Here is a 16905-nt window from a genome sequence, read left to right as displayed (position 1 = left end):
TTTATTTATGCTTGAATTTCCTGAGTATAGCTGTGGGCAAATATCTGATAATATTCCAGCGATAACCAATTTTAGCGGTCAGAGTTGCAGTACTGACTATATCGGTTGCCGTCGACACATTATCTGAATGCTTTCGATATCTGGTATATGGATAGTCGATAAATGTGGCTTTAAAAAACAGATCGGCGACAAATCCCAGCCATATATCGTGCATCGGGATATTTTTCGGAAATGGCAGCGCGACCTCCAATACCGTCCGCCTGAATGCCATACAACATCCGTAATAAGTATTTTTTTTAAGGTTCCGCAATAATCCCGGTCCTGAGGGGACCCTTTCAAAGTAGGAGGGCAGGATGACCCGGCCATGATCATCGACCACGCTATGATCGGTAACTACCATATCGTATTGCTGTAAGGCGTCTGACATCCGTTTGACCTTACCTGGTTCCCATTCATCGTCCTGATCGGAAAGGAAGATCGAATCATGCCTGGCCTGCCGGAGCGCATATTCAAAATTAAAGATTGCATTGCGAAAAGTCTGACCCTCGAAGATACGGATCCGGGGATCATTAAACGACCGGACAACCTCCAGCGTTCTGTCTGTAGAGGAATCATCAGATATGATTACTTCATCCAGCTCTCCTAGCTGTTCTAGTATCGACTGGAGCTGTTTTCCCAAGAACCTTTCACCATTATATGTCGCAATACATACGGATATCATTTCATGGTAAGATCTACTGCCTGAAGAATGCGGAAATCATGTCACAGACATAGCCGATCTGCTCCCCGGTCAGTTCAGGGTACATCGGGAGTGATAATATGGTATGCTGATAGCTGCTGGCAACCGGAAAATCATCGCGGTGATGCCCAAGGTATTGGTAAGCCTCCATATTTGGAAGGGCAACCGGATAGTGTACCGCCGTTTCAATGCCCTTTTCTTTGAGATAAGCAGCGAGTTCATCGCGTCTTTCGGTACGGATTACATATAAATGATAGGTGTGTCTGGTCTCTGGTCTTACTTTTGGAATAACTATTTCCTTAATTGCGCTTAAACGGGAATCGTATTTAGCAGCATTCTCTATACGTTGGGCAGTCCAATGAAGGATGTGGGGTAATTTCGCACTAAGGACAGCTGCCTGCAACCCGTCCAGGCGGCTATTGATGCCCTCCATCTGATGCTGGTGCTTTTTAAGCGCGCCGTGACGTGCATACATTCTGCATTTAAGTGCAAGTTCATCATCATTGGTGAGAATACAGCCCGCATCGCCGTAAGCACCAAGATTTTTACCCGGATAGAAAGAAAACGAAGCCGCCTTCCCGATGGTTCCAGCCCTTGCTCCGCGAAATTCGGAAAAATGCGATTGCGCGCAGTCCTCAATGACAGGTACATCATATCTCGCTGCGACTTCCATAATCGCTTCCATGTTGCATACCTGACCTTGTAAATGAACGGGGATGATGGCTTTGGTTTTGTCACTGACCGCAGCTTCGATCAACGCTTCGTTAATGCTATAGTAATCTGGGTCGATATCGACAAAGACAGGCTTCGCCCCTGTTTGAGATATCGTTTCTGACGAAGATATCCAACTGTTAGCAACCGTAATGACTTCGTCTCCCGGTCCTATTCCCAGCATTTTCATGAGTATATATAGCGAATCGGTACCGTTTGCTACTGGAATGCAGTGTTTGACACCGTAAAGTTCCGCAAATTCACGTTCGAACTGCTCTACATACTTCCCACCGATAAAGGCAGTTTCAGTGATAACACGTGCTATTGCCTGATCGATTTCTGTTTTGATTGACTGATACTGCGCACCGAGGTCTACGAATGGTACTTTCATTTTACGTATTTTTTTAAAAGCCTTGCAGGGTTGCCAACATAAATACCTGGCTCATTGATGTCTTTAGTTACTACAGCGCCTGCGCCGATAACCACGTGATCACACACAGCTACAGGGAGAATGGTGGCATTGCTGCCAATGGATACGTGATTTCCTATCCTGGTCGATTTCCACTTTGATTTGTCGCCCATGGCGGGACCTCCGTTTTCGAACAAGTCATTAATGAACATGACGCCATGGCCTATAAAGGAATGGTCGCCGATCTCAACGAGTTCGCATATAAAGGTGTGCGACTGGATCTTACAGAACGCCCCTATCGTGACATCTTTCTGTATTTCCACGAATGGTCCGATAAATGTATTGTCGCCTATTCTGCAACCATAAAGATTGACCGGTTTTACAACTTTGACCAGTTCTCCGAACTTGACGTCATCTGTTACCTTGGACTCGTAATACTGTACTTTTCCCATCTAATTGATTCTGCTGGCGGATTGATAGATCTTATCGATGATCTCTACCGTCTTGAGGCCTTCGAAGGCATTTGCCGATATGGAACCACCATTAGACAAAACATCCACAATGTTTTCATATACTTTGTCGTGATTAGACATCGACCCCTGATAGGTGCCGTAATTATTGGCCTTATTACCTTCAGGAAGGTTTTCAATTTTGTATCCTTCGATATTCTGGTACTCCAGCTCATTGAGGTACTGGCCCCCAATCTTTACCGTACCTTTCTCCCCAAATATGGTAAGTGAACCTTCCATATTTTTGCCGTAACTGTTTACCGTATAATTGATGGTGCCTAACGCCCCGTTATAAAATTCAAGTGCGACAACCCCTGTGTCTTCAAATTCAATAATGTCTTTGTGTGCAAAATTACCCGTAAGCGCGTAGGCTCGCCGGACATCACCAACAATCCAGTATAACAGGTCAATAAAGTGACTGAACTGAGTATATAGCGTACCTCCGTCGAGATCCTTGGTTCCTTTCCAGGAATTGGCATAGTAATCGGGGTTACGGTTCCAGAAACAGGTCAGCTGAACACTGTAGATTTTACCAAGCTTCCCCTGTTCTATCAGTTCTTTAACGGCAGCAACCGGTGGATTGAATCTGTTTTGCTTGATTGCAAAAAGACGCTTGTTATTTTTTTCTGCAGCCTTGATCATTTCACCACAATCGTTAACGTCAATCGCCAAAGGCTTTTCGCACAATACGTGTTTTCCGGCGTTGAGGGCTGTGATAGCGTGTGACGCATGGAGCCCGTTTGGCGAACAGACAGAGACTACATCTATCAAAACCCCAGATGCCAGCATCGCTTGTATATCATAGAACGCTTGGCAGCCATACCTTTCCGCAAGAGCATTGGCCTTTTCGCAGTCAACGTCACAAACTGCAGTCAGCAGCCCGTTGTTGTAGATGTGCTCTGCATGGCGTTGGGCAATTCTGCCACATCCGACCAAAGCGAAATTGATTTTATCTTTCATTGGCGAAGTTTTAAGCGTCTTGTATATGGGATGCAAAGATTGGATTTTATTTTTAATTCTGGATGATCTCCCTGGGTTTTGTAGGGGCTCGCTGGGACATGACTACACAAAATAGGATGTATATCGGGAAGATGTACCGGTATTGAATCATCGGACCTATGCAGAATACGATGAGATAAGTGCAGCAGAAATAAACTAGGTCATTGTTGAAGTCAACTTTCTTCTTAACGATCATCCATACGGTGAGTACGAAGGTGATGATCTGGTGGCCCAAAAGGAATACATTGTTATAGACATCCTGGAAGTCTGTTGCGGAGGGATTTGTTATGATTGAGAAAACCCTGAAAAAATTACCAAACAAGTTGAAGAAAACCTTTGGCCATACCGCGACAACATAAAGGTAATGTTGTTGAATTATGTTAAAAAGGTTGATGACCGCACCCGCGGTTTCCTGCTGCCGCTCTGCCGTGCGATCATCTATCACATTCGCAAAACCGGCAAAGAGCAAAGGATATGTTACTGAGATGACGACCAGGAATAAAAGCAGACTCAGCGCACGGTTCAATCTCAGGGATTTTGTAATGAACCGGAACACATGAAAAAAGAAAACGATAAATATCATTTGCCATCGGGTAAGCAAAGCAAATATCAGGCTGAAAAAAAATAATTTTTTACTCCCCTTTTTAAGGAACGCCATGTAAAAGACAACCGAAGCAAGCCCGAAAATTTCTTTATTTAAAGTGGTGATCACGGGAATCATTATCGGGTTAAGGATAATGAGGGCTGTAAAAAGTTTACTATTGACATCAAACGTATCCAGAATAAGTTTGTATGATGCGAGAAATACGCCCAGATTGATGAGGAAGATAATGAAAAAATTGTAATCTGTTGCCCTGAGTATAAATATCTGTCCGACAAAATTCGGACTTATGGAAAAAAGAACGAGCATACTTTCATAAAGCTCGCTGAGTTCTACATAAGCAAAGGAATCGGCATCGATCCTTATTGAATTTTCGCCGGGCCCTCTTAGGAAATATCCCCATACAAAAACGAAGAAATAGAAGGTGATAAGGCATATATACATGAACATATACGGACTTCCTTTCCTGACCTTGAATTCCTTGAGTGCAAACATCAGTTCAAGATTTTTCTAAAATTGCTGAAACCAAACAACTCATGCGCCTTATCGATAATCTCTTTTCTTTGCTGTACCTGCAAACGTCGCAGACCACCGGGACACTTAGAACCTCTGATAACGATATTAGTCGCCGGAAAATGTCCCTGTGAAATGCGTACGGCTTCCCCCACGTATTCTCCTACGAGAACACCCAGCCCACAGTTCGTATATTCAGCGAACTTAACACTTAAACGGGTTTCCCAATCAGGCACCTCTGGCATGATCACAACACCGTAATCACAAACCTGCAGGTAAGCGGAATAATTTTTATTTTTTTCTGTATCGACGATGAATACGTAAGGATGGCTTAGCCTGGGGTCTAGGCGAAGCTCGCGAAAATTCTGACTGACAATGCAGACTTTATAGCCATTTTCGATCGCGTAACCGAAGAACTCAGCATAAGTGTCAATATTGTTCCATCCATTGTCAAGCGATCCGTAATAGGCAATGACAACGTCTTCCTCTGTGAATGGCAAGAGATCCTGTCGCTGTCCGGCAAAACGGAGGGGGCCCGAAGCATAGCAGGGTATTGTTCTGACATCGAGTGGCTGCGCAGCCACATTATGATAATATTCTTCCTGTTTTTTGGCAACCGCAATCACTGTATCTGAACCCTCCAGGACTAATTTTTCCCAATTTAGCCACTTCCTATATAAAGAACTGCCTTCTTTGAGCAACCCTTTCGTAACTGATTCATGAACGAAGAGGCTTCTCGTGTCGAACTTATAATGGTTGCCCCGGATGAGTTTCAGGTAGCGGAGCACAATACCGGGGAAATAACTGCGGGCAATCAGTACATCGCTCGATCGAGTACAGCTTGCAAGGACGCATGCGTAGAAAAACGCCAGGAAGGGTACCATAACATGCGCGATCGGATTGAAAAGAAAGAGCCGATAAGGTACAGCAATAGGGATAGAAATACATTTGATCCCGGGATACGTTTTGCGGGAAGTGCCCGGCTTCTCCATTGAGATCACACCGACCTGGGAACCCAGCGAATTTTGCTGAATCGGCTTTATCACCTGACTATTGACCAGGCCATTAGATAGCCCCTCATTGATGATCAGGTAGTAATGCATTTATCTGAAAATTTTCTTTAACGTCCTATGAAGAAAGGTATTCGGATAGCAGGGATAGTCGAAATACTTTTTAACAGGAAGGGCCATGATCTCCTTAAACTGCTGTTCGGTAATATTAAACTTCTTTATAACGAATTCTCTGTCATCGTCTTGCATATTTTTTGGATATATGGGTTCCTCCAACATCTTAAGTGCCTGGTCCCTGGAGATTTCACCAGCACAGATAAGACTGGACAAATGCATTTTACGTTTATCAAATCCGAACTTTACTGGAAGTATATATCCTTGGAAAAACCTGGTATATATCGATTCGAAATGTTTACCGCCATAATCCCTCCAGGAAAGCTTGTCCGCAATTGTTCTCTTTGCATCTTCTTTAATATAATCTACATAGTCCAGGATGTTGACCCATTTCTTCGAGAACCTTGCAGTATAGAATGACCATAGATTACCATGAGGGAATGTCTTGAGTGGCTTAGATCCGAACTGTTTGTGGATGCTCTTGATATACAGCCAATCTTCATGGCCTTGCGACCAGGCCCTTGGATGATGGCTTTCTGTCCGTGTATTTATACCTGAAATAATATAATCGATTTTCTGGTCTTTTGCTATTTTCCGCATTAATGCAAAAATTGCATGATCTGATGGGATCTCGGAATCAGGCGTTGACGCCTTTAAAAATGCCAGTTGAAGATCTTTAAATTCTTCCCAGTTGATTACATGAGTATAGAGATCGATGTCGAGCTTCTTGAGGATATTCTCAATATTCATCACAGCAAGTTCGCTGTTCCATCCATTGTCCAGATGCACAGCAAGAGGGCGCAATCCAAGGTTCTTTACGAGATAGGCAACATAGGTACTATCGACACCACCACTTACCCCTATCAGACAGTCGTAATCCTTCCCCTTTCCTGCAGCCTTGATTCTTGCTACAAGTGCTTCCAGCGCCTGCTTTTTCTGTTCAGGAGAAGAGAATTTCGAATTGTCCTTTTCATATTTGTAACAATGATTGCAAATACCCTGGTCATCGAATGTGATATCCGGATCTGTGGTATCCATCACACATTTGGTGCAGATCTGGTACGTACGGTCTTTCGGCATGGATTCTTAGTCTGAGTTAGTATGCAAAAATAGTAAACTGACTGTTACAAACCGACTTTTCTGAGTTCTTTCTGAGCAGGATAAGTAATCAGCACGGCTTTATGTTTGCCATGAAATACGAACGTGCTACCTGCTGCCACAGCTGAAGCCCCTCCTTCGTGGGATGCTTGCACAAAGTCACCGATTTTCCCGGCACCTCCACAGGCAATTACTGGAATATTGACCTGAGAAGTAATTTGTTTGATCAGTTTGATATCATAACCCTGCATGGTTCCATCGTTGTCTACCGAATTTAAAAGCAGTTCACCAGCACCTAACGCTTCCATTTGCCCGGCAAATGCAGCGACATCATTCTTTACATTCATATTTCCTGTTGATGAATGGAGACGGTACTGGCCAAGCAGATTCTTTTTCACATCAATTGAAACCACAATAGTTGAGCTGCCAAATACAGATGCGGCTTCCTGTATGAATTCGGGATTTTCCAGCGCAAAGGAGTTAATAGCAACCTTCTCAACTCCAGATTTGAGTATGTTGCGTATCGTATCGATATCGCGGATTCCACCACCATAACAAAGGGGCATGAAACATTCCGTCGCTAGTCTGTTAATGAGGTCATAAGGGGGATCCCTATGTTCTTTTGATGCATTGATATCAAGAAAAATCAGTTCATCTACTTCCTTTTCATTAAAAATTCTGACTGCATTTATAGGGTCGCCGATGTACTCCGGATTCTTAAATTTGACGGTTTTCACCAAACCCGCCTCCTGCAGCAGCAAGACAGGTATTACACGGGTTCTAAGCATGCGCGAAGGTGTGAAAGTTCTTTAACATTTGCATCCCGAACTTATGGCTTTTCTCCGGATGGAACTGCACTCCGAATATATTGTCTTTACGGAACGCAGAGGTGAAGGGATCACCATATACAGTTTGAGCAATCTCTTGTTCCGGATTTTCAAGCCTCACGTAATACGAATGCACATGGTAAAAACGGAGTTCTTCCTCTTCCGACCTGAAGAGGTCTTCGTCTTGTCTGGGTAACACAATGTTCCAGCCCATATGAGGCACTCTTAGATTCGCACCGGTGAACCGGACTGTTTGGCCCCTGACCCAATCTAACCCGGCAACATTTCCCTCTTCACTAAATGAGGTCATGAGTTGCATACCAAGGCATATGCCCAGAATAGGCAATTTGTCTTCCAGAACTTTCCTGTTCAAAAAAGACACCCAACCACTTTCGGAAAGAATGCGCATTCCCTCATTAAAGGCGCCTACGCCGGGAAGTATCAATTGAGACGCATCCATCGCTTCTTCCGGCGCTTCAGCTATCTTCGAGGGAATACCCAGTTTTTTAAGCATGTTCTGGATAGAGCCAAGGTTGCCCATCCCGTAATTAACGATATGTATCATTTTATCAATAACTTATTCGCAGTTTTTTTGCCCGTATTCCATATTCGCCGACATACGCAGAATAGTTGAAATAAACGTACCAGTATCCATTATGTTTAAACATTCCAGGTGAAGTATAGATTTCACCTTCTTCATTTCCTATAAGATATGGAACAGACCAGCTATTGCCCCCATCTTTTGATACACTGAGACTCAACCGTTTGCGATCCTGAACGTGGATTGCAGACTCGGAATGGTTCCATATCATACCAAGAATTCCCTCTTCCATCCTGAACAATGCCGATGTGGATGCAGGCGCACTGATTTTTGATTTTTCAATTGGACTCCAGCTTATACCATTATCGGTACTTCTTGAGAACAACAGTTTTCCCAGCCCGGAGCGTATCACCATGAGCAACTTTCCAGGTGCATATTCAGCTACAGAAGGCTCCATGAGGGGAGTGGATGTTCTCAATTCGGAAGATCTGCTCCATGTTTGGCCATTGTCATCACTGAAATAGCAAAAGATGATCTGGCCATCGTAGTTATTATGTATGTCGTTTGTGTAGGATACGGGTATCATGATCCGTCCAGACGAAAGGATGATCACGCGGTCATTGATGATGCCATTAACACCTTCCAAAAAAGATATTTTGCGGTCAACAGGCCATGTTAACCCATTGTCATAACTTTCTGTAAGATAGATTTGCGATTCCTGCCATGACTCCTGCCGCAAATAGTAAAACTGCAGCTTCTCGTTGACATTAATAAACGAAGGGGTTACAGAGTTGTATTTTGCAAGGTTGGATTTGAAAAGTGATTTATCGCTGATGATATTCAGATCTAAATCTGTTTTTTTTATTTGCAGATTTGCAGGTGCAAAATCATGGTCGTACGGAGCTTCGGTACCTACAAAGGCTATTTTATCGTCAAAAGGAAGCGCTGCAGCAGAGAAATAAGCTAAGAATCCGGGAGAGGGCTCGAAGATATTTGCTACTTTAATTTGAGTAACGGAAATGGTATCGTGGGAGATATCAATATTGGAATCAATAATGTTTGGCGGTAATTTCTCTTTTTTGCAGGCGATCAGCGCACTACACAGAAGTAGGTATATCAACCTTAGATTCATGAGTATTGCGCGTTAAGTTTTTTGAATTGAGATTGCCAGCCCATACACCAGAAATAATCTACGGGATAATTAGATTGATGTGTTTTTTTTAACATTGATTCAACTTCCTCGATGGTGAAGGACTCAAATACATCAAATTCCGGACTTAAATAAGCTTGGGTGTACGAAGAATGGAAAAGATAAACTGGCTTTGAAAGTGCAGTTGCCTCAAATAAGGCCGTAGTTAGTTCTCCGATGACGATCTTCGCCTCAGCAAGTGACTTGTATAACGGTTCGCTATCGATAATTACACCTGCATCAATCTGTTTACCATATCTATTTGTTAACGAAGTGCTTTCAATTGGGTGCGGCCGATAGCTAACCACTGTATCAGTCATCTTGTATTTCAAAAGCTCCGCTAACAAATCGTTCGTTTCCTTAACCGTAACACCGGAACCAAGAACTAGTATTTTGTTTGTGTCTGCATGGACCTGAATGTTGGAAATAGATTTTTCCAGATGGGGATTTCCCAATACATAAACGTTGTTGGGTACGTTGACAAGTTTGGCCCAGAAATCACCATAACTCAGCAGTTGATCAGGAACATAACTGCCATATCTTTTGTTACTTACAATGTGCGACCCATAATTGTAGGCCGGATGCTTTTCATTTAGAAAACCATGTTGAGGTTCAAACACCACGATACCCATATCTTTGGCTGCCTTAATGATACTTGCCTTGTCACCTCCATAGTGCCCGTCCTCAACGATGATCTTAGTTATTTTCTTTACTTTATATAATCGTCTGTAAATGTAATAATTAGGTTTAAACTTTAAAATAGATTTTGCGATTTGGGATTCAAGTCTGTCGGTATCCAGTAAGATGCCTGCCATACTTTGCTTGCTGGTAATTTTGCTGATCAGCTGTCTGGAAATTGTTCGTGCCAGGTTAGCCTGCCGTTTATTGAATAGCAGTGTGAGACGGTAGAGGCCCTCAATAAGGACATCCAATGACAGTTTGGAATAACTAGGGTATTGCATTGGTGTCGGATGCGTAAACCCTTTCGGTTCCTCAATCTTCCAGATAGCCGGATCTTCCTCAAGGAAATAGTCCACGATCCGATTGAAGTAATACCCATTATCATTTTGAATATTTGAAGCTACGGTATGAAAGGCCAGCACTGGCCGCTTCGGACCGAAAAATGGATTCCTTAGCAGCGCGTAAACCAAGGATTTCATAAGAGTAAACTTTGGAGGTTTCGTACCCCCGGCTATACTATCAAGACCGCTGCTGATGTCAATACAATGCTGTAATATCAGATAGCGAATCGACTGCCAAACAAGAAATCCTTCAAATTCGACTTCAGAAATGGCTGGATCGTTATCTAATTCAGAAATCAACGACTTAATGTTCACGACTGGTTAAGAGATTGAAAATGGTTTTTTCGAATATAAAGGACTGTTGCTGCGGTTAAGACGAGTGTGATAATTGATTTGACCATCACAGAGGTATCCCGAAGTAAGTAGGCTACAAATGTACAAGCAATAATAAGTATAAGCCAAATCAGATGCCCGTAATTGTTACGATCATGAGCTTTGTATTGCTTCAGATAGAACCCGGAAAAACCGATATACATCAACGCCACAAAGGTAGTGATAGCAGCAATTTGATAACCTAAAAGCGGAATAAAAATCAAGTTAAGCACTAAGTTTATGAGTCCTCCAACTAAACTGATCTTCCACAATTGGCCAGTATGACCGTAGTATTGCAGCCTCGACACAACATTCCAATAAAGGGGGCGATAGCTATAACTCATGATGATAATAATGGATAGTCCGTAGGCAGCCTGAAGTTCCTTATTTTTAATGAAAACTGAAAAAAGTTCTCTGGACCATAGGGCAACAATGAATGGCCCGAACAAAAATATAAGCTGCAGAAATTGAGTAAGGTGATAAACCCGATTCTCTGCATCAGCTGTTTTCTCTGAAAACAGCTTCAAATACATCGGCCCGACTGCCATTCCGACTGCATTCCCAAAAATGTCGATATAATTGCCCCATGTATAAGCGACATTATAAATACCGATATTCTCTGTGCTTACTTTGCTTACATTCATAACCATCCGGTCAGATGCGTTCAACAAATAGCCTGAATAATTGTGAGGCAGCATAGGCAATGACAATCTTATCCTAGCCGAAAGCAGTCTCATTCTGAAAACAGGTATTGGCTTGAGGCCGTTTCCTGTCATAATACATAAATAACAAACTGCTGAGAACAAGGCGGATGCAAATGCAGAATAAAACCAAGCCATGTACCCTTGCTTCAACACGACGACATAAAACATCTGCACTCCGATTGAGATAAATCCACTGATCATTGAGATTAAAGCCAATGGTACAGGACGCTCACTTAACTGCAGGAATCTGGCGCCGATCTGATTCGGAATGTCCAGTACCAACGATTGGATCGCTATCAGGACAAGTATAATGTAAAGATTGCCTGAAGCTTCTCCAGGCATAATCCACCAGATGACAACCAGCTGAATAAACGTGTAGGCGATTCCGAACAACGCCAGGAATGTTATGATTTGCCTCCAGACCCAGCGCCACCTTGTCGGGTGCTGATAAAAGGTATTTACCATTGGTGCAATCATTCCTAAATCTCTTGCCGCCGAAAACAATAAGGTATATGCCATTACGGTGCCCCAGATCCCAAAATCCTCTTTCGTCAAAAACGGGGTCAGGATTGGTAATAAAAACAAGCCGGCAACTTTTGGCAATTGTGGGCCAACTGCATAAATAATCGACGTTTTTAAAAATTTCCTAAACAATTAAAGTGACTTTAATCTGATCAACCTTGCAGGTACGCCACCTACTATAGCATTTTCTTCCACGTCTTTTGTTACCACACTATTTGCTCCAACAATACAGTTCTTACCTAATTTCACTCCCGGATTAATAAAAACATTTGCTCCGATCCATACATAATCTGATATAACCACATCTCCGCTTTTAGATGCACGTGTTGGTTTGGAAAAGTCCTGGTCAGCTACGTCAGTCATCGTATAAATCCTAACGTTATGACTTATCTGACACCTGATTCCGATTTTTACTTTAAAGCCCTCAACGGCCTGGATGGTTGAGTAATCGCCAATGTACGAGTGGTCGCCTACCTGGATTTCCCCTTCACCGTAGAACAAAATGTTAGTACCATTGAATCTGAATTTGCGGTTAAGCTGATACTTTCTAAAGTAATTCTCGTATATACAGGCATTTATAAAGCTTCTGCCTTTCAAATATATTCGCCCGATCAATATTTTGACCAAACTAAACATATCAGTCCTTTACTTTAAATTTTAACTGCCAGTTGTTGTCAGAATCTTTTTCCCAAAGATGCGGTGATCTCCAGCTATCGATAACTTCCCAGAAATAGTCTTCGGTAATATCGCAATATTCAAGAAAAGTCTTGAAATACTTAGCCGGGAATTCTCCATCGAATTTGTTGACCAATGCAACACCCTCTTCCCGGGTAATATGGCCATCCCGAATTTCGTGTGCGGTGTCCGAGGTACATCGGCCCAAACCAAATTTGATATATGCCAGAAAATAATGAAATCCATCTATCTGGTCATCAAGAGATGCATATTTTGAATAGGTCCCTTCGCTGCGCACGGGGTTAGCCTGAAATCCAGTATTTTCAACACAGTAATAATAATTCTCCTGTGGAATCCACTTTTTATAATAGCCATAGAAATGAATTTCGGTTTGCAACGCATCTAAGGCCTCATTTGAAGGAGCCATATAAGGCACCAGGTCCTCTTCCCTCACCCCGTATTTAATCAGATCTTCCGGCCCAAGACCTGAGAAATAATGCTTTTTATGATCGCTTTTATAATCCCTTTTTGGATTAAATGCATTTTTCATATCACCACCGTATTCAACCTCCCCGTTTTCTCCATACATGATCAAAGGAATCTGGTGTTGAACAGCCATTTGGAGCGGAAAATTAGTCTGTCCATATATAAATGGCTGGAACGGGTCGCCAAGAATTTCAAAGGATAGCTTTGTTAACTTGCGATGTATTTTACCCGCAGGTGTTCCGAGAATGTTAGCAAGGTCGCCAACCCGTATCATATTCTGAAGGTTTTTAAACCCTATTTCAGTATAAATATGCGGAGCCCAAGTCACCGTTAACGGATTCATTCCGTACTTATGCTTGAGTTCATGTGCGATGTATGCAGCATCTTTTCCACCGCTGCAGGGAACAAGCACATCATATCTGCCGTCGCTTCTCCTAAACCTGTCGAGTAAGGTTACCAGTTCCTTTTCCCGTTCAGCCCAGTTGATTTTATTCTTTTTGAATTCTGCAAAATTACATGCAGAACAAACTCCGGCTTCGTCGAAAGATATTCTTGGTCTCTGATTAGATATAGTACATTTCTTACAAAACCTGACTTCGTTTGGCAGATTATATCTTTTCTGAGTGTCCTTATGTTCCATTGTTGTTATAGGCTTAAAAAATTCTTGTAAATGCTCACTCCCGTTTCTCCACTTTTCTCTGGATGGAATTGAAAGCCAAAGATATTGTTTTTTTTAACGGATGAACAATATTTAAAGCCTTGATAACAGGTATAGCTGAGTATAGAAGCTTCATCTTCAGGTTGTGCAAAATAAGAATGAACGAAGTACATAAAATCGTCATTTCCGATATCCTTCAACGGTGTGGCTTCCCAACGGATGTTGTTTTGAACTAACTTATTCCAGCCAATATGAGGTATTTTCAATCTTCTCCCCTCTATCTCTGAAGGAAATCTTTGTATAGCACCAGGTATCAGTTTTAACCCTTCATGATGTCCGAACTCTTCGCTTCTGTCAAACAGCAATTGCATTCCAAGGCAAATCCCCATTATCGGCCTTCCTGATCCGGCATAAGTCTTGATCGTATTGATAAGGTCTAACTCATTGAGCTGGTCCATAGCAACCTTGAATGCACCTACCCCGGGAAGAATGAGGTAATCAGCATCCATTATCTGATTCTTGTCAGATGTCACAACCGGATAATAACCAATATGGTTACAGGCTTGTGTTATGCTGTAAAGGTTTCCTAATCCGTAATCAACTATAGCTATTTTTTTATTCATTATCTGCAATAAATGTCGTTTGAATGCAAATGTTCTTTGAGGTTCTTCAAATTGAAAGGGTCAAATTTGCTGAAGGAACGCCCACTCTTAATAAACTCAAAGTTACCTTCAGTTTCAGAATTTTCGCTTAAAACAAAGGACTGAATGGCTTCATAATGAAGTACTGAGCCCAGGGCAACGGCATCTACTACCCCCGTATCGAACAATTTCTCAATGTCTTCTTTAGATCCTGCTCCGCCATGTGCAATTACCGGAATGGTGACTGCGGAAGCTACTGCAGATATTAATTCCGTATCAAAGCCTTTGCCTGTACCTTCGTTATCGACAGATGTTATGATAAGTTCTCCACAACCCAGATCCTGTACCTGTTGTGCCCACTCGATAACTTCAATGCCCGTATATTCTCTGCCGTTATCTGTAAAAGCGTAGTATTTCCCGTCATGACTTTTTATTGCCTCGATAGCAACTACAATTGTCGATGAACCAAATTCTTCAGAAGCCTGCCTGATTAAATCAGGATTATTTATGGCTGCAGTATTTATTGATATCTTATCTGCCCCGGCCCGCAGCATTTTGGTAATGTCCTGAAGTGTACGGATTCCCCCTCCTACCGTGATGGGGATAAATATACTACGTGCTGTTTCAGAGACAATATCATGTAGTCCATTCCGGTCATAAAGTGACGCCACCACATCTTGAAACATCAGCTCATCGGCTCCATGATTATAGTAGTATTTTGCAAAATCTGCCGGCTTACCAAGTACCCTGAGCCCTTCAAGATGGATACCTTTTACCAGATTTGGTCCTTTGATATCCAACCTGGGAATAATTCTAACTGTTTTCATTTACAATCTCTTTCAAATAATATTCCGCGATAAGCCAGTCTTTCATCGTGTCAATATCTACGCTGCGCTCCTCTGGCATTACAAATTTACGGATGTTCTGAAATCCTGAAAGCGGGCTTTTCAATAATGATGCTACCCTTATAATGTAGATAGATCCATTGTAAGCGTATACAGGCGGAGACTGTTGTCTCGTCTGATAGGCTAATTCCTTGCTCATTCTGAGATAGCCGTCCTCCGTTTCCTCGAAAAGGTTAAAGTAAGGATTATCCTTGGCTATACGTACGCTAACTACCATGTCACAGGATTCATCAAAGATAGCTTCCATCTTTTCATAGTCGTCAACAGTCCGAAAGGGAGAGGTAGGCTGCAACAGCAATAACCGATCGTATTCTTCACCATGGTCCCTAAAAAACTGCAAAGCATGAAGCATGACATCGTATGAACCTGCCGTATCTGTTGCCAGATGCTCAGGACGTTTAAAATCCACCGGATATCCTGTCGCTTGCGCAATCGACATTACGTCTTCATCGTTAGTGGTTATGCAAACTCTGTCTCCGGGTTTGCATATCCGGGAAGCAAACTCCATAGAATAACTGATAAGGGGCTTATCTCCAAGAATTTTCACATTCTTCCCGGGCAAGCCCTTTGATCCGGCCCTTGCAGGTATCAGAATTAGTGTTTTCATGACAGATTGATGTGTTTGACGTCATCCTGTGCTTTGAGATAATCATGGGGTCGTCCAATATCAAGCCAGTAACCTAATACCGGATAGTGTACCAGATTTCCACCATCAGCAATTATGCGGTCCATAAGGTCTGTAGCATTAAAAAATGTGTTTTTGCTGCAAACACTCTTAAGTTGAAACTTCATCAGGTAAATCCCACCATTGGAATAATAAGTGTAGGTAGGCTTTTCAACAAACGAAGACACCTTTTTCTCATCTGTCTGCAGAACGGCATATGGCACATTTACGTGATAAGGAATGCTCGCGACAGCCATTAAACTTTCCGAATCCCTGTAATAATTATAGAAGTCCTCAAAATCTATGTTTGTAACCAAATCGGAATTCATAACCAGGATATCATCATAAGGAATAGAATCAATATGAGAGATACTTCCAAGTGTTCCCAGGGGTTCGTCTTCAATTATGTAGCGGATACTGACGCCCTTCTCGCTGCCATCGCCAAAAAAATCCATGATTTGCTCTTTCAGATACTTTACGCTGATGTAAATTTCGGAGATCCCGTAAGAAATAAGACGATCAACGTTGTGCTCTAAAATCGGTTTTCCACCTACTTTCAACATAGGTTTAGGCACCGTGTCGGTAAACGGACGCAATCTTTCACCACGACCGCCTGCCATAAGCAGTGCAGCGGCGGGAAGTATCGTACGCACTTTTGTGAGGTCTAATATTCGTGTTATCCTGTTATCATCGTCTACGACAGGGACCAGGTGAATGTCTGCATCCCTGATGCCCTTGATTATCTCGACGTGATCACCCTGGGTACGAATGAACTTGTAATTCCTGTTCATGAAAGCACTAACGGGATGAGATATTTCCAGCCCGTTAAGCAATCCCCTTCTGATATCACCATCTGTGAGGGTACCAACTATTGAATTGTCCTGACGTACTATAAACAGGGTCCTTGTCACACTGTCAGGTAACTGGTCGAGTATCCTCAGTGCTTCACGGGCGATTGAATTTTCAGGAATAACATGTCTCCGATAAATGTCCATA

18 protein-coding genes are annotated in these 16905 nt (G+C 42.5%); all 18 read right to left on the bottom strand.

Going from position 1 to position 16905, the window contains the following annotated elements; translation table 11 throughout:
- Nucleotide 1 precedes the first annotated feature (1 nt).
- Complete coding sequence (locus tag J3P40_RS04125; RefSeq protein ID WP_256003221.1) at nt 2–721, bottom strand: glycosyltransferase family 2 protein; 720 nt, start codon at nt 719–721, stop codon at nt 2–4.
- 13 nt (nt 722–734) lie between these two features.
- Entirely contained in the window at nt 735–1841 is a 1107-nt protein-coding gene (locus J3P40_RS04120; RefSeq protein ID WP_256003220.1) for a DegT/DnrJ/EryC1/StrS family aminotransferase, read from the bottom strand.
- A complete protein-coding gene (locus tag J3P40_RS04115; protein ID WP_256003219.1) occupies nt 1838–2311 on the bottom strand; it encodes an acyltransferase in 474 nt (157 codons plus the stop codon). Before J3P40_RS04115 ends, J3P40_RS04120 begins: the two co-directional genes overlap by 4 nt.
- Complete coding sequence (locus J3P40_RS04110) at nt 2312–3328, bottom strand: Gfo/Idh/MocA family protein (RefSeq protein ID WP_256003218.1); 1017 nt, start codon at nt 3326–3328, stop codon at nt 2312–2314.
- A 52-nt stretch (nt 3329–3380) separates the two neighbouring features.
- Entirely contained in the window at nt 3381–4463 is a 1083-nt protein-coding gene (locus J3P40_RS04105; RefSeq protein WP_256003216.1) for a hypothetical protein, read from the bottom strand.
- Nucleotides 4463–5584, bottom strand: a complete 1122-nt coding sequence (locus J3P40_RS04100; RefSeq protein WP_256003213.1) for a glycosyltransferase family protein — start codon at nt 5582–5584, stop codon at nt 4463–4465. Before J3P40_RS04100 ends, J3P40_RS04105 begins: the two co-directional genes overlap by 1 nt.
- Nucleotides 5585–6685 carry an N-acetyl sugar amidotransferase gene (locus tag J3P40_RS04095; protein WP_256003210.1) on the bottom strand — a complete coding sequence of 367 codons (1101 nt, stop codon included), beginning with the start codon at nt 6683–6685 and terminating at the stop codon, nt 5585–5587.
- Nucleotides 6686–6729: 44 nt separating this feature from the next.
- Nucleotides 6730–7491, bottom strand: a complete 762-nt coding sequence (locus J3P40_RS04090) for an AglZ/HisF2 family acetamidino modification protein (protein WP_256003209.1) — start codon at nt 7489–7491, stop codon at nt 6730–6732.
- Nucleotides 7484–8095: an imidazole glycerol phosphate synthase subunit HisH gene (hisH, locus tag J3P40_RS04085; protein ID WP_256003206.1), complete on the bottom strand. Its 612-nt coding sequence runs from the start codon at nt 8093–8095 to the stop codon at nt 7484–7486. Before hisH (J3P40_RS04085) ends, J3P40_RS04090 begins: the two co-directional genes overlap by 8 nt.
- Nucleotides 8096–8099: 4 nt before the next feature.
- Nucleotides 8100–9203: an exo-alpha-sialidase gene (locus tag J3P40_RS04080; RefSeq protein ID WP_256003204.1), complete on the bottom strand. Its 1104-nt coding sequence runs from the start codon at nt 9201–9203 to the stop codon at nt 8100–8102.
- Nucleotides 9200–10420 carry a hypothetical protein gene (locus J3P40_RS04075; RefSeq protein ID WP_256003201.1) on the bottom strand — a complete coding sequence of 407 codons (1221 nt, stop codon included), beginning with the start codon at nt 10418–10420 and terminating at the stop codon, nt 9200–9202. Before J3P40_RS04075 ends, J3P40_RS04080 begins: the two co-directional genes overlap by 4 nt.
- 173 nt (nt 10421–10593) lie before the next feature.
- Complete coding sequence (locus tag J3P40_RS04070; protein WP_256003198.1) at nt 10594–12012, bottom strand: lipopolysaccharide biosynthesis protein; 1419 nt, start codon at nt 12010–12012, stop codon at nt 10594–10596.
- Entirely contained in the window at nt 12013–12516 is a 504-nt protein-coding gene (locus J3P40_RS04065) for an acyltransferase (RefSeq protein WP_256003195.1), read from the bottom strand.
- Nucleotide 12517: 1 nt separating this feature from the next.
- Nucleotides 12518–13681, bottom strand: a complete 1164-nt coding sequence (locus J3P40_RS04060; protein WP_256003193.1) for an N-acetyl sugar amidotransferase — start codon at nt 13679–13681, stop codon at nt 12518–12520.
- A gap of 5 nt (nt 13682–13686) precedes the next feature.
- Nucleotides 13687–14322 carry an imidazole glycerol phosphate synthase subunit HisH gene (gene hisH / locus J3P40_RS04055; protein ID WP_256003191.1) on the bottom strand — a complete coding sequence of 212 codons (636 nt, stop codon included), beginning with the start codon at nt 14320–14322 and terminating at the stop codon, nt 13687–13689.
- Complete coding sequence (gene hisF / locus J3P40_RS04050; protein ID WP_256003188.1) at nt 14322–15167, bottom strand: imidazole glycerol phosphate synthase subunit HisF; 846 nt, start codon at nt 15165–15167, stop codon at nt 14322–14324. The genes hisH (J3P40_RS04055) and hisF overlap by 1 nt, the downstream gene beginning before the upstream one ends.
- A complete protein-coding gene (locus tag J3P40_RS04045) occupies nt 15154–15852 on the bottom strand; it encodes an acylneuraminate cytidylyltransferase family protein (RefSeq protein ID WP_256003187.1) in 699 nt (232 codons plus the stop codon). Before J3P40_RS04045 ends, hisF begins: the two co-directional genes overlap by 14 nt.
- The gene (locus J3P40_RS04040; protein ID WP_256003186.1) at nt 15849–16904 is read right to left on the bottom strand and encodes a nucleotidyltransferase family protein; all 1056 of its coding nucleotides are present in this window, start codon (nt 16902–16904) and stop codon (nt 15849–15851) included. The genes J3P40_RS04045 and J3P40_RS04040 overlap by 4 nt, the downstream gene beginning before the upstream one ends.
- Nucleotide 16905: the final 1 nt, after the last annotated feature.

The organism is Pedobacter deserti (assembly GCF_024436415.1).
Lineage (GTDB): Bacteria > Bacteroidota > Bacteroidia > Sphingobacteriales > Sphingobacteriaceae > Pedobacter > Pedobacter faecalis.
Note: the sequence above shows the minus strand (reverse complement) of the source record. Positions and strands in the feature narration are given on the sequence as shown.